The organism is Streptomyces profundus (assembly GCF_020740535.1).
Taxonomy (GTDB): domain Bacteria; phylum Actinomycetota; class Actinomycetes; order Streptomycetales; family Streptomycetaceae; genus Streptomyces; species Streptomyces profundus.
Genome location: NZ_CP082362.1, coordinates 7,481,224 through 7,493,907 on the forward strand (window position 1 = coordinate 7,481,224; position 12,684 = coordinate 7,493,907).

4 protein-coding genes are annotated in these 12,684 nt (G+C 74.0%); all 4 read right to left on the reverse strand.

Annotated features, from left to right (window positions below; all coding sequences use genetic code 11):
• Positions 1–102: 102 nt before the first annotated feature.
• The gene (locus K4G22_RS30860) at positions 103–6,474 is read right to left on the reverse strand and encodes a type I polyketide synthase (RefSeq protein WP_228083772.1); all 6,372 of its coding nucleotides are present in this window, start codon (positions 6,472–6,474) and stop codon (positions 103–105) included.
• A 262-nt stretch (positions 6,475–6,736) separates the two neighbouring features.
• The gene (locus tag K4G22_RS30865; protein WP_228083773.1) at positions 6,737–8,380 is read right to left on the reverse strand and encodes an NAD(P)/FAD-dependent oxidoreductase; all 1,644 of its coding nucleotides are present in this window, start codon (positions 8,378–8,380) and stop codon (positions 6,737–6,739) included.
• A gap of 75 nt (positions 8,381–8,455) precedes the next feature.
• Entirely contained in the window at positions 8,456–11,269 is a 2,814-nt protein-coding gene (locus K4G22_RS30870) for an AAA family ATPase (protein WP_228083774.1), read from the reverse strand.
• Between the two features lie 100 nt (positions 11,270–11,369).
• Entirely contained in the window at positions 11,370–12,632 is a 1,263-nt protein-coding gene (locus K4G22_RS30875) for a cation:proton antiporter domain-containing protein (protein ID WP_228083775.1), read from the reverse strand.
• Between the last annotated feature and the right edge of the window lie 52 nt (positions 12,633–12,684).

The following is a 12,684-nucleotide window of genomic DNA, read 5'->3' on the forward strand; positions in this document are numbered from 1 at the left end:
TGAGGGGCGTCTGCCTGCCTCCCCCGGAGGCGCTTTTCTCGTGCATCGGGATTCCTTGCGGTCGAGGCGGAGCGGGGACGGAGGGGCGCTCGGGGTCGGCGGTCACCGGGTTGCCTCGGAGACGGCGGCGGTCTGCTCGGCCAGGGCCCTCGACAGGGTGCGGAGGGTGCCGTAGGTCCACAGCAGGGTGGGGGAGAGGCGCAGGCCGAAGGCGGCCTCCAACCGGTTGCGGAGTTCGAGGCTCATCAGCGAGTCCAAACCGAGGGACTCGAACAAGGCGTCGCGGTCCAGACGTTCGGGGTCCAGGCGCAGCACCCGGGAGGCCAGTTCGCGGACCTTGTCCTCGGCCAGCGCGGGCCTGGCCTCCTCGGGGGACTGGCGCAGCGCGGTCAGGAAGGCGCTGCCGGTGGCGCCGGCGCCACCGTCCTGGAGCCCGGCGTGCAGCTCCCGCCAGGCGCTGAGGGCGACGGTGTCGGGGGCGGCGTCGAACCAGCGCCGCAGGTCGATGGGGACATAGCCGAGGACCGCGCGTTCCCGGCCCAGCATCCGGACCAGGGCGGCCCAGGCCTCGCCGGCCGCGAAGCTGTCCATGCCGCGGTCGCCGAGGCGGGCGCCGGCCTGCTCGTCGCGGGCGGCCAGACCGATGTCGGCGAAGGGCCCCCACTGCACGCTGAGCGCGGGCAGGCCGCGCCGGCGGCGGGATTCGGCGAACGCGTCCAGGTAGGCGTTGGCTGCGGCGTAGCCGGCCTGTCCCGCGTTGCCCACCAGGGCCGCCGCCGAGGAGAACAGCACGAAGAAGTCCAGGGGATCCGCCGCGGTCGCGGCCTCCAGGCTCCGCGCCCCTTCGGCCTTCGGCCGGAGCACCTTCGCGAGCTGTCCGGGCGTGACCTGGCCGATGGTCGCGTCGTCGACCACGCCGGCGGCGTGCACCACGCCGCGCAGCGGGGGCAGCCCGCCCTCCCGCAGCGTGTCCAGGGCCCGACGCAGTCCGGCCGGGTCGGCGACGTCGCACCGCAGGAGCTCCACGGTGGTGCCGTCGGCGCGCAGCGCGTCCAGCCGGGCGGCCGTTTCCTCGGTGGGGGCGGAACGGCCGGCGAGGACCAGGGTCCCGGCGCCCCGTTCGGCGAGGAAGCTGGCGAGGGACAGGCCGAGGGCCCCCAGGCCCCCCGTGATCAGGTAGGCGCCGTCGGCACGGAACCGGCCGCCGGGCAGCGGCTCGGGGGCGACGTGGCCGACCTCGCCGAGGTTCGTGAGGACCAGCCGTACCTGGTCGGACGTGTGGCCGAGCGGGATGGTGGTCCCGGTGGCGGTCCCGCAGTCGTGCCGGGAGAGCGGCGGGGCGGTGAACCGGCGGGTGGCGACCAGCTCCCACACCTCGCTCAGCAGGCCGGCGAAGGCCGCCGGCCGGTGCGCGCGGAGCCCGTCGAGATCCACCGAGCCGAACGTCGCCCCGGCGGGCACCGGGTGCTGGCCGGTGGCCGGGCCAGCGCCGGTGGCCCGGGTGGCGTCCGCCACGAAGCGGCCGTCCGGAGCCAGCAGTTCCCAGACCCTTCCGGCGGCGCCGCCGGAAGGGGGGCCGAAGGCCACGTCGGCGCCGAGGCCGCCGACGGCCGCCCCCACCGCGTCGGACCAGTCGGGATCCGCCGGGTCGTGGACCTGTTCGGCGCCGGCCGCGAGGAGCGCGGCGGCGTCCTCGGCGGCGGCCCGTCCGACCACCAGGACGCGGGCGCCCAGGGTCCGGGCGACCTGGACGGCGGCGAGCGCGTCGGGCAGGGCCGGCGTGTGGACCAGCACGGTCTCGCCGTCGGCGACCCGGCCGGTGCGGGTCAGCGCGTGCCAGGCGGCGGCGAGGGGCAGCACCAGGGCGGCTGCCTCGGCCTCGTCCAGGGCGTCGGGGAGCCGCAGGACATGGGTCTCGTCGGCGATGACCCGCCCGGCCAGGGCACCGGGGACCACCGCGACCACTCGGTCGCCGGGGCGCAGGGCGCTGCCCGCTGAGCCCACCTCGATGACCCGGCCGGCACAGGTCCGGCCGAGCGGCGGGACGGCACCGGCCTGGTCGGTGTGCGGGGCCGCCAGGTCCCGGAGATCGGCGGGAGTCACCACGGCGGTGGTGGTCTCCACGAGCACCTCGCCCGGCCGGGGCGCGGGCAGGGTCAGCGGCAGGAACTCGGCGGTGTCGGGGGCGCCGGTGCGGGCGGCGCCGAGCCGGAAGGGCTGCCCGACGGTGCGCCAGGGCCGGACGGGCTGCTCCTCCTCGTCGCCCTCGCCCCTCACCAGCCGGGCGGCCAGCCGGCGGCCGTCGCGCAACGCCAGTTGGTCGTCGGTGTCGGCGGCGAGCAGGACGGTGGCGCACTCGGCGGGCCAGTCGGGGTGGGCGGCGTCCCCGTCCACCAGGCGGGTGCGCAGTTCGGGGTGCTCGCGCTGGAGGACCCGTCCGTAACCCCAGTAGAGGGCGGCGCCCGGGTCGGGGGCGTCGTCGGCCGTGGCGCTCTGCGCCAGGTCGGTGACCACGGCCAGGCGCGGCAGCGCGGGCAGCGCGGCGCAGGCACGGACCACCTCGGTGAGGTGGCCGAGGCCGCGCTGCTGGGCGTCCGGGCCGGCGTGGGCGCCGGGCGCCAGGAACACCACCCCGGCCAGGTCGGCGGTGGCCTCGCCCAGGGGGCGGTCCGGGTCGGCCTCGATGTGGGCGGCCTCGGCACCGGCCTCGGTCAGTGCCACGACCAGGGCCTCGGCGCCGCCTGCGGTGCTGCCGCAGACGATCCACCGGCCGGGAGACCCGGCGGGACGGCCGGCGTCCTCCGGGGCCTGGTCCGTCTGCCGAGGGGTGACGTCGGTCCAGCGGATCCGGTGCAGCCGGTCGGCGCCGGGGTCGGTGTTCCCACCGGGCAGCGGCCTGAGTTCCAGGCCCTCCAGCACCAGCAGGGCCCGCCGGTCCGCGTCGAAGACCCGGATCCCGAGGGTGCCGTCCGGGGCGCGCACGGCGTGCGACCAGAGCGCGGTGGCGGGTTCGCCGCCCGTGGGCAGCACCCGGATCTCCCGCACGGCGGTGGGCATCAGGGCCACATCACCGTCCTCCAGCGCCAGCGCGACCTGGAGACCGGCGTCCCACAGCGCGGGGTGCGGGACCCGGGGCCTGGCGCCGGCCCGCAGCTCCTCGGCGAGGTGGACCTCCCCGAGCGCCTCGGTGCCGCAGGGGAGCCGACGGAGGGAGCGCACTCCTTGGAACGCGGGCCCGTAGACCTGGCCGCGGGCGGCCCACCGCCGGTAGAAGTCCTCCGGGTCCAGCTCGTGCGCGGACCCGTCGGCCCAGTCGGGGAAGGCCGGTGGGGCGTCGTCGGCCTCGCCGGCGCTCTCGGCACGGGCGGTGGCGACCACGTCCCACTCGCTGGCCCCGGCGGGCAGGGACAGCAGCTGGAACGCGCCGCCTTCGGGGGTGTCCCGCCACTCGGCGGTGAGCCTGGCCGGCTCGTCGCCGATGGCCACCTCCCGGGTGAACGCGACGTCCTCCAACCGGGCGGGGAGACGCCCGGCACGGGCCAGGGCGGTGTGCAGGGCGATGGCGAGCATGCCGGTGCCGGGCAGCAGCGCGGTGTCGTAGAGCTTGTGGTCGGCGAGCCAGGGCAGGGCGACGGGGGACAGTTCGAGGGCGCCGTGCCAGACCCCGGGCCGGCCGGGGGCAGGGGCCAGGGTGGCCTCGAAGCCCTGGGCGGCGCCGGTGGAACGGTGCCCATCGGCGGGCCAGAAGCTCTGGCGTTCCATCGGATAGCCGGGCACGGGGAAGTGGCTGTCGTGGGGCAGCGCGGCGAACGGCTCCAGGCCCGCGGTGTAGGCGCGGGCGAGGGCCTCGGCCATGTCGCGGGTGCCGCCCCGGCCACGGCGCAGGGTGGTGAGCAGCGCGAGGGGCTCGTCGCGGTCGGCCGTCTGCTGTTCGAGGGCGGGCTGGAGCACGGGGTGCGGGCTGACCTCCACCACGTGGGTGACGCCCTCGTCGAAGAGGCGGCCCATGGTGGAGACCAGCTCGATGGGCTCGCACAGGTTGCGGACCCAGTAGCCGGGCCCGAGCGCGCTTCCGTCGATGACCGTGGCCTCGACGCTCGACATGATGGGCACGGCGCAGTCGGCGGGGCGGATCGCGGCGAGCGAGCGCGTCAGCTCCTCGCTCAGTTCGCCCATCCCGGCGCTGTGCGAGGCGTAGTCGATGTTGACCAGCGCGCAGTAGACGCCTTCGGCCTCCAGCAGCTCCTTGAGGGCCAGGATGTACTCGGAGTCCCCGGACAGCACACAGGAGTGGGGGCCGTTGTGCGCGGCGAAGGAGACGCAGTCCTCGAAGCCGTCCATGGCGCGGATCGCGGCGTCCCGGTCGAGATCGACGGCGAGCATCAGGCCCCGGCCGGAGACCCGTTCGGTGATCAGGGCGCCGCGTCGGGCCAGGATCAGGGCGGCGTCGCCGTAGGAGAGGGCGCCGGCGAAGGTGGCCGCGGTGATCTCGCCCTGGCTGGTGCCGAGGACCACGTCGGGCGTGACGCCGGAGGCACGCCACAGCTCGGCCAGGCCGAGGGACATGGCCCACAGGGCGGGCTGGAGCACGTCGGTGCGTTCGGTCCAGGTGTCGGCGATCCGCGGGCCGGCCCAGCCACCCTCGGCCGCGCCGTTGCCCGCGTCGGGCGCGAAGACGTCGATCAGGTCCCAGTCGGTGTGCGGGGCGAGAGCCTTGGCGCACCGGTCGACGACGGAGGCGAAGAGGGTGCTGTCTCGGTAGAGCGCCACCCCCATCTCGCGCCACTGCGAGCCCTGGCCGGGGAAGACGAACGCGGTGCGGCCGTGCGGCACGGCGCCCCCGGTGATCGGAGCGGCGGCGCCGGCATCCCCCGGGACGGACGCGTCGTCGGTGAGGTCGTCGGGGGCGTCGAGGGAGCCGAGGGCGGTGAGCGCGGCGTCGGCCTCCGCGAGGTCCTGGGCGACGAACGCGGCCCGCCGGGAGAAGTGGTCACGGCGGCGGCCCAGGGTGGCCGCGAGTTCCTCGACGGTGCCGGCCTGGCCGGCGGCGGTGAGCGCGTCCCGGAGCTGGGCGGCACGCCGTCCGAGGACCGGGGCCCGGTGCGCGGAGAGCGCCACCACGGGAGGGAGCCCGGTGGCGGCGGCGCGCGGGCGGGCCCGGCCGGCGTCGGCAGCGGTGCCATCCGGAGGGGAGGCGACGATCACATGGGCGTTGGTGCCGCCCCAGCCGAAGGAGTTCACCCCGAGGTAGACGGGGCCATCGGCGGGCAGGGCGAGTGGTTCGCGCACCACGCTCAGGTTGAGCTCGTCGAAGGGGATGTCGGGGTTGAGCTCCTCGGCGTGCAGGGTCGAGGGCACCGTCCTGTGGCGCAGCGCGAGCAGCACCTTGATGAGCCCGGCGAGGCCCGAACTCCCCTCCAGATGGCCGATGTTCGTCTTCACCGAGCCGATCGGCAACGGGTCGCCCGCCGGTCTGGCCCGGCCCAGGACGGTGCCGAGCGCGCCCGCCTCGGTCGGGTCGCCCCGCTTGGTGCCGGTGCCGTGGGCCTCCACGTACGACAGGGCGGCGGCCGGTATGGTCCGCTGGCCGTAGCTGCGCAGGAGCAGGTCCTCCTGGCCCTCCTGGCTGGGGCTGACCAGGCTGTGGCCGCCCCCGTCGTTGTTGGTGAGGGTGCTGACGAGCACCCCGTGGATCCGGTCGCCGTCGCGCAGGGCCCTGGCCAGGGTCTTGAGGTGGACGGCGGCGACGCCCTCGCCGCGGACGAAGCCGTTCGCCGACTTGGCGAAGGAGGCGCAGCGGCCGTCGGGGGAGAGCCCGCCGAAGTGGGTCAGGCCGACCGTGACGTGCGGGTCCATCATCAGGTTGGCGCTGCCGACCAGCGCGGCGTCGATGTCCCCCGCGCGCAGGGCGCGCGCGGCCAGGTCGAGGCCGACGAGACCGGAGGAGCAGCCGGTGTCCACGGCCATGCTCGGCCCGCGCAGCCTCATGAAGTACGAGAGGCGGTTGGCCAGGATGTCCCGGCCGGTGCCGACCAGGGTGTGGGAGGTGTGGCCGGCGCCTCGGGCCTTGCGCAGCAGTTCGTAGTCGTGCCAGACGGTGGCGACATAGACGCCGGTGCGGCTGCCGGCCAGGTCGGAGACGCGCTGTCCGGAGTCCTCCAGCGCCCGCCAGCCGACTTCCAGCAGCAGCCGCTGCTGCGGGTCCATCGAGGCCGCCTCGCGTGGCGAGACCCCGAAGAAGCCGGCGTCGAAGAGGTCGATGTCGTCGAGAAAGCCGCCGACGGCGGGTATGCGCAGTTGGGGGTCGAGCGGGACGGTGGCGTCCCAGCGGTCGGCGGGGACCGGACGGATGGCTTCGCGGCCGTCCATCAGGAGCTGCCACAGGCTGTCGGTGTCGGGGGCTCCCGGGAAGCGGCCCGCCATGCCGACGACGGCGATCAGTTCCTCGGGATCGGGTGTGGAATGCGCGTTCATTCGCTGCCTTATCGTCCGGGAGGGGGCAGGGTCCGGGCCGTACCGTGGGGCTGTGACATCGCGTGTCGTACCGCCCTGGATGGGGGCCGGCATCGTCGGGCGCGGACCTGGAGAGTCCGGGAAGGGGCACCGGATATCCGCGCATCGCCTGCGTCCACCCTAGGAATCGGGCCGCCCGCGGGGAAACCCCCTGCTCCGTGGGGGCGGAGGTTTCCCCGAACCCCCCTATCGGGGGGGTAGGGGCCGCGAGGACGCGGAGCTCCTACCGGCCGGCGCGGAGCCTCATCCGCACCAGACCCTTGCTCGCGTTGATCATGCGAGGCCCCAGCTCAGGGGGCGCGTCCGTCCGGCACCACTTGGCGTTCCTCGCCATCTTGGTGGGGGACATGGCGAAGCAGCGGGTGTCGCGCTCGCCGAGCCGGAAGGCCGGTGGGACGAAGTCCGCGTCCCTGACGTACGCCAGGATCTTGCGGGCCGCGTCCCCCGACTTCTCCGTGCCCGCCTCGACGGCCTCGCACAACTCGCGGGTGAAGTGGCCCATCCGGTTGAACCCGGGACTCACCGGCAGCGGGGAGCCGGGGGCGCCGTGCTCCTCCAGCTCCCGGAAGACCCCCTCGTTCCCGGTGCGTTCGAACCGGTAGTAGGCGTCCTCCAACATCACGTTGCCGAGCATGGTGCCGAGCATCCAGGTGCGGTTGACCGCGTTCCACAGCTCGTAGTCGCGGAACCCGACGAAGGAGCTGAACACGACGTCGTCGTGGAAGTCGAACAGGCCCTGCTGGAGGTCTTCCAGATAGCCGAAGCGCTTCATGGACCAGTCGCCGTCCTTGGCGGCCTGGATGATGCGCCAGCCGAGCGCGTTGACGAGTTCCATGGTGTTGGTCAGGCCGCGCGAGTAGAGCGCGTCGATGAACCCGGCGGCGTGCGAGGTGAGGCAGAACCGTTCGCCGACGACCTGCTTGGCCGAGTACTGGAGCCGACCGGTGGACACCCACGGCCGGACCGTCCTGGCCTCGCGGAACTGGTGGGCGATCTCCGGGTACTGGGCCAGGAAGTCGTCGAACTCCTGCTGCGGGCTCCGGTCGTCCTTGGGGAAGCGGCGCGGATCCAGGGTGAGGCCCACGCTGCACAGCGGGTTGAGGGATTCCGGGTTGTTGTCGAAGGGGATCACCCACAGCCAGCCGCCGTCGAAGACGTGGTGGAGCGTGCCGTGGTGCCAGGGGTTCGGCTGGTCGTGCCGAGCCGCCGCCGGTGCCTTGTCGAAGGCTTCGACGCCCACCATATGGGTGAACAGGCAGCGGGAGTGGGTGCGGGCACGGGTGGGGGTCTCGCGCAGCGAGAACTTCTCGGCGAGCGGCGAACGGAAGCCGCTGCCGTCCACCACGTAGCTGGCGCGGAACTCCTTGCCCCCGTCGGTGCGCAGCACGGCGCCGGTGGTCGGGTCGATGTCGATGTCGGCGATCCGGGTGTTCAACCGCGGGTGCGCGCCGTACTTGACGGCCAGGTGGAACAGATAGGCGTCGATGTCCTGCCGGAAGAGGTGGGTCTCGGTGCGCAGCACGGAGGGGACGACGAGCTGGTTGATCTCGTGCGGGTTCTGCGGCTGGCCCTCGCGGTGGTACACGAAGCCGAAGTTCTGCTTCTGCCCGCAGTTGCGGGAGACGTTCTCGCGAATGCCCTTGAAGCTGGAGAGCGCGCGCATCTCCGGCACCTGGTAGCGGTCGGCTATCAGCCGGGTCATGCCGGAGGTGTAGGGGATGGTCGACTCGCCGACGGCGAACCGGGGGTGGGTGCCCGCGTCGAGAAGCAGCACCTTGACGCCGTTCCTCGCCAGGACCGCGCCCAGCATGCCCCCGGCCATGCCACTGCCGAGGATCGCCACATCGTACTGATCACTGCTCTTCATCGTGTTCCTGACTCCTCGTGGGTTTCTTGGGCTCGGTTCGCGCTGACGTGTCCCGCTCGCCGACGGCCACCTGGTTCACTCGCCGGCCGCCCGGGGCAGGTCGCCCCGGGCGCGGACGCCGAGCTTGCGGAAGATGCGGGTCAGGTGCTGTTCGACCGTGCTGACGGTGACGTTGAGTCGCCCGGAGATCTCCCTGTTGCTGAGTCCGGCGGAGGCCAACCCGACCACCCGCCGTTCGGCGGGGCTGAGCAGGCGCACGGCCTCCTCACGGACCGCCGTCCCCACACCGCCGGGACCGGGGCGGGAGACAGCGCTGGTGGGGGCGGCGGGGGAGCGGGACCCGGCGGCGGCCCGGCCGACCACACCCGGCCGGGGGGAACCGCACTCCTCGGCGAGCTTGGCCGCCCGCGCGAGGAGCGCGTCGGAGGAGGAGAACCGGCCGGAACGGAGGTCGGCGGTCGCCAGTTCGGTGAGGGTGCCGGCCAGTTGCAGCCGGTCGCCCGACTCCTCAAGGACCGCCAGCGCGCTGCGCAGCAGCGCACCGCGCTGGACGGGGCGGCTGGTGGCGGCGAGCACCCGCAGGGAGATGCCGCGCGTGCGGGTGAACGCCTCGCCCGCCAGGGCCAGTTGCTCCCGGGCAAGGGCGTGGGCGCGGCCGGTGGAGCCGAGGGCGAGGTGGGCGCGGGCGGCGCCGGACCGCCAGGGGATCAGCGCGGGCTGGTCAAGACCCCATTCCCGCATCAGGGCGCCGCAGTCGGTGAAGTCGTCCAGGGCGGCCTCGGGCTGGCCGTCGGCGAGGAAATGGGTGCCACGGGCGTGCAGGTAGTACAGGCCGAAGCGGCTGCTGAACAGTCCGTCGGGCAGCGGGACTTCGAGATACTCGGCGCCGGCCTCGCGGTCTCCGAGGTCGGTGGCGGCCTGGATCAGGTTGGCCAGCGGTCCGCCGATGCAGACGCCCCAGCTCTCCACGGGCACTTGGGTGAGCGCGGCCTTCGCGAGGCGGCGGGCGTCCAGCGGACGGCCCTGCCGCAGGGCGATCCCGGCCCGCAGCGAGGAGAACTCGGCGATCCAGAGCGGGACCCGCCTGCTGTGCGCCTCGGCGAGCCAGTGGTCGCACCACTGGGCAGCGGCCGTGGTGCGGTCCGCGAACAGCAGGGCGGACACGGCGCAGGTCAGCCACTCGTGGGTGTTCTTGCCGAGCCGCATGACGCGCATGGCGGCCTCGGCGGCGGCGACCGGCTCCTGGGCCGGGCCGTGCCGCAGGACGTCGGAGAGCGCGGCGGCGCCCCGGCTGCGCGGGTCCCCGGCGAAGGCGGTGTGCCGGGTCGGGCCGGCGTCGACGCCGCCGTGGGGCACCAGCCCGGGATAGGTGACGGACAGCAGCTCCCGGGTGGCACGGGCCTCGGCGGCGGCCAGCGGGTCGGCGAGGACGCCGTCCGCGCGGGTGATCCGCTCGATGGCGTCGGCGGCCTCGTCGTACCGGCCGTGCCACAGCAGGTACTTGGCCAGCATCACCGCGTGCTGTGCGGGTAGCCGGCCGTCGCGCAGGGCGTCGGCCAACTCGACCAGGTGGCGCGCGCCCATGCGGGGGTCGAGAGCCCAGGCGGCGCTGGCCAGCAGGGCCTTGAGCCGGAGCCGCTCGTCCTCGTCGCGGCAGTACAGCAGCGCGGTGTCGAGGCAGGGCCTGGCCCGAGCCGGGTGTCCGGCGGCGAGGTGCCGTTCGGCCGCCTCCCGGAGCTGTGACACGGCCCAGGGGGCGTTCAACGGACCGGCGGCGACCAGATGGCGGGCGACCCCGGTGGGCGGGGCCCCCTCCTCGTAGAGCAACTCGGCGGCGCGGCGGTGCAGTACGGCGAGTTCCTGGCCCGTGCAGCCGGCCAGCGCACCGATCCGGACGGCGGCGTGACGGGGGCGCCCTTCGGCGAGCAGCCCGGCGTTGTCGAGGGCCCGCAGACCGCGTTCGAGCACCCCCTCCTCGACCTTGGCGAGGCGGGCCACCGTCGGGGGAGCGGGGTTGTCCTCGTGCAGGACGGCGAGGGCCTGGGCGATGCTCAGCAGCGCGGGCCAGCCGCGGTGCAGACAGCCGGTGGCGGCGTCCAGGAACGCCTCGCCCGGCTCCAGTCGGGGGGCGGGGCCGTCGGCGGTGTGCCGGCTGTCCTCCGCGAGCGCGTGCACCAGCAGCGGGTTCCCGGCGCTCAGGGCGTGGCACTCGGGGGCCAGCAGCCGAGCCTGTTCGCCACCGAGGCGTGTGGTGAGCAGGGCGGCGACCCCGTCGGCCGTCAATCTGCCGAGGGTGAGCGGCTGGTGCCCGGGCAGGCGGCGGAGCTCGGCGTGCAGGCGTGGGTCGGCGGGGCGCGACAGGGTGCACTCGGTCAGGACGAGGGTGAGCGGGACGGTCGGGAGCCGACGCAGGAGCAGCAGGACCCCGTGCAGGGAGAGTTCGTCCATGAACTGCACGTCGTCCACGCACAGCACCAGCGGGGTCCGGCGGGCCTGCTCCGTCACCGCGGAGCAGATCCGCTGGAGGGCGCGAGACTCCTCCGGGTCGAGGGCCGAGGGCCCCAGCCGGGTGACGGTTCCGCCCGACCGCGCGGCCATGTCCTCGCCCCCGGCCGTCAGGGCGGCCAGGTCAGCCGGGTCGTGAGGGACGTCGCGCAGCAGCTGGCCGAGGACCGCGCCGGGGGTGCGGCGCTCGGCCAGGGAGCCGAAGGCGGTCAGTACCCGAAAGTCGAACTCGCGTGCCAGTTCCCCGAGTTCGGCAAGGAGCGCGGTCTTCCCGCAGCCGATCCCGCTGACGACAAGGGCCGCCTGGCCCTCGCCGCCGGCGCCACGCAGAACCATGTCGGTGAGTGCGGCGAGCTCCTGGTCCCGCTCGACCAAGTGCGTCATCGATGTTCCCTTCCGTCCTGCTCCTCACATGGCGAGGGCTGCCGCGGACCCGGTGTCCCGCCCCTCGTGGCCCTGTCCCGGCGTACAGGGCCGGCCCCGATCAACGGGAGGTGGCACCGGTCCGGTGCCTGGGCACGCTGTCCTCGGGCACGGCGGGGAGCCGCTCGCGCTGGATCCAGGTCAGCAGCGGGCCGGTCATCACCGTGGTGACCACGGCCATCACGACCATCAGCGAGTACAGCTCTCCGCTCAGCAACCCGAGATGCAGGCCCACCCCGAGGATCACCAGCTCGGTCAGTCCGCGGGTGTTCATCAGCGCGGCCAGCGAGGCGGCGGACCTGGGGGGCATCTTCTGCGAACGGGCACCCAGGTAGGTGCCACCGAACTTCCCGAGGACGGCCACCGCGATGATCAGCGAGAGGTCGAGCAACCCGGACGTGCCGATCCCGCCGAGGTCCACCTGGAAGCCGGCGACCACGAAGTACACGGGGAGCAGCACGGCGGTCAGATGGCTGGTGCGGTCGTAGATGTCGGCGCGCAGGGCCTGCGCACCCTCCTTGGGCACGACCAGGCCGAAGAGGAAGGCGCCGAAGATGTAGTGCATGCCGATGGCCTCGGTGGCGGCGGCGGAGAGCAGCGCCCCGACGAGGACCACGGCGAACTTGAGCGGGGGATTGGCCTGGGCCTCGGAACCTTCACGAGGAAGCAGGAAGCGGCGCAGCAGGGGCCGCACCACCAGCAGCATCGCGGCCAGGTAGGGCAGGGTGAACAGGACCAGCCAGTGGTTCCCGTCGGCACCGACCGAGGCGTTGACTCCGGCCAGGGCGGCCCAGGCCGCGACGTCCACGAACGCGGCGGCGGCCAGCGCGATACCGCCGATCGCGGTACGGCTCAGCCCACGGTCGGTCAGGATGCGGGCGAGCACCGGGAAGGCCGTCACGGAGATGGCCAGGCCGATGAAGACGACGAAGGCGGCCCGGTTGGTCGAATCGTGCCGGGGCAGCAGGGCGAAGGCCAGGCAGATGCCGAGCACGAAGGGAACCGCGGTGGAGCCGACGGCGGTGGCGACGGTGACCCGCCCCTTGCCCCGCATGGTGCTGCTCTCGATCTCCAGCCCCACGGCGAACATGAACAGCGCGACGCCGAGGTTGGCGAGCCCCATCAGCATGGGCCGGACGTCGTCCGGGAACAGGGCCTCACTGAGCGCGCCGTCGAACAGGGTGGGGCCGAGCAGGATGCCGGCGAGGATCTCGCCGACGACGGGCGGCTGGTTGACCCGCGTCGCGAGGTATCCGAGACCTCGCGCCATGACCAGGATGATGGCGATATCGAGAAAGAGAATCTGCAACTGATGGCTGTCCATTTCCCCCGGACCTCTTCAATCCATTGCGTCGCATCAGCAATTCATGTGGACA

Coding starts and splice junctions, on each gene's coding strand:
- K4G22_RS30860 (WP_228083772.1), bottom strand. CDS start 6,474: ATGAACGCGCATTCCACACCCGATCCCGAGGAACTGATCGCCGTCGTC.
- K4G22_RS30865 (WP_228083773.1), bottom strand. CDS start 8,380: ATGAAGAGCAGTGATCAGTACGATGTGGCGATCCTCGGCAGTGGCATG.
- K4G22_RS30870 (WP_228083774.1), bottom strand. CDS start 11,269: ATGACGCACTTGGTCGAGCGGGACCAGGAGCTCGCCGCACTCACCGAC.
- K4G22_RS30875 (WP_228083775.1), bottom strand. CDS start 12,632: ATGGACAGCCATCAGTTGCAGATTCTCTTTCTCGATATCGCCATCATC.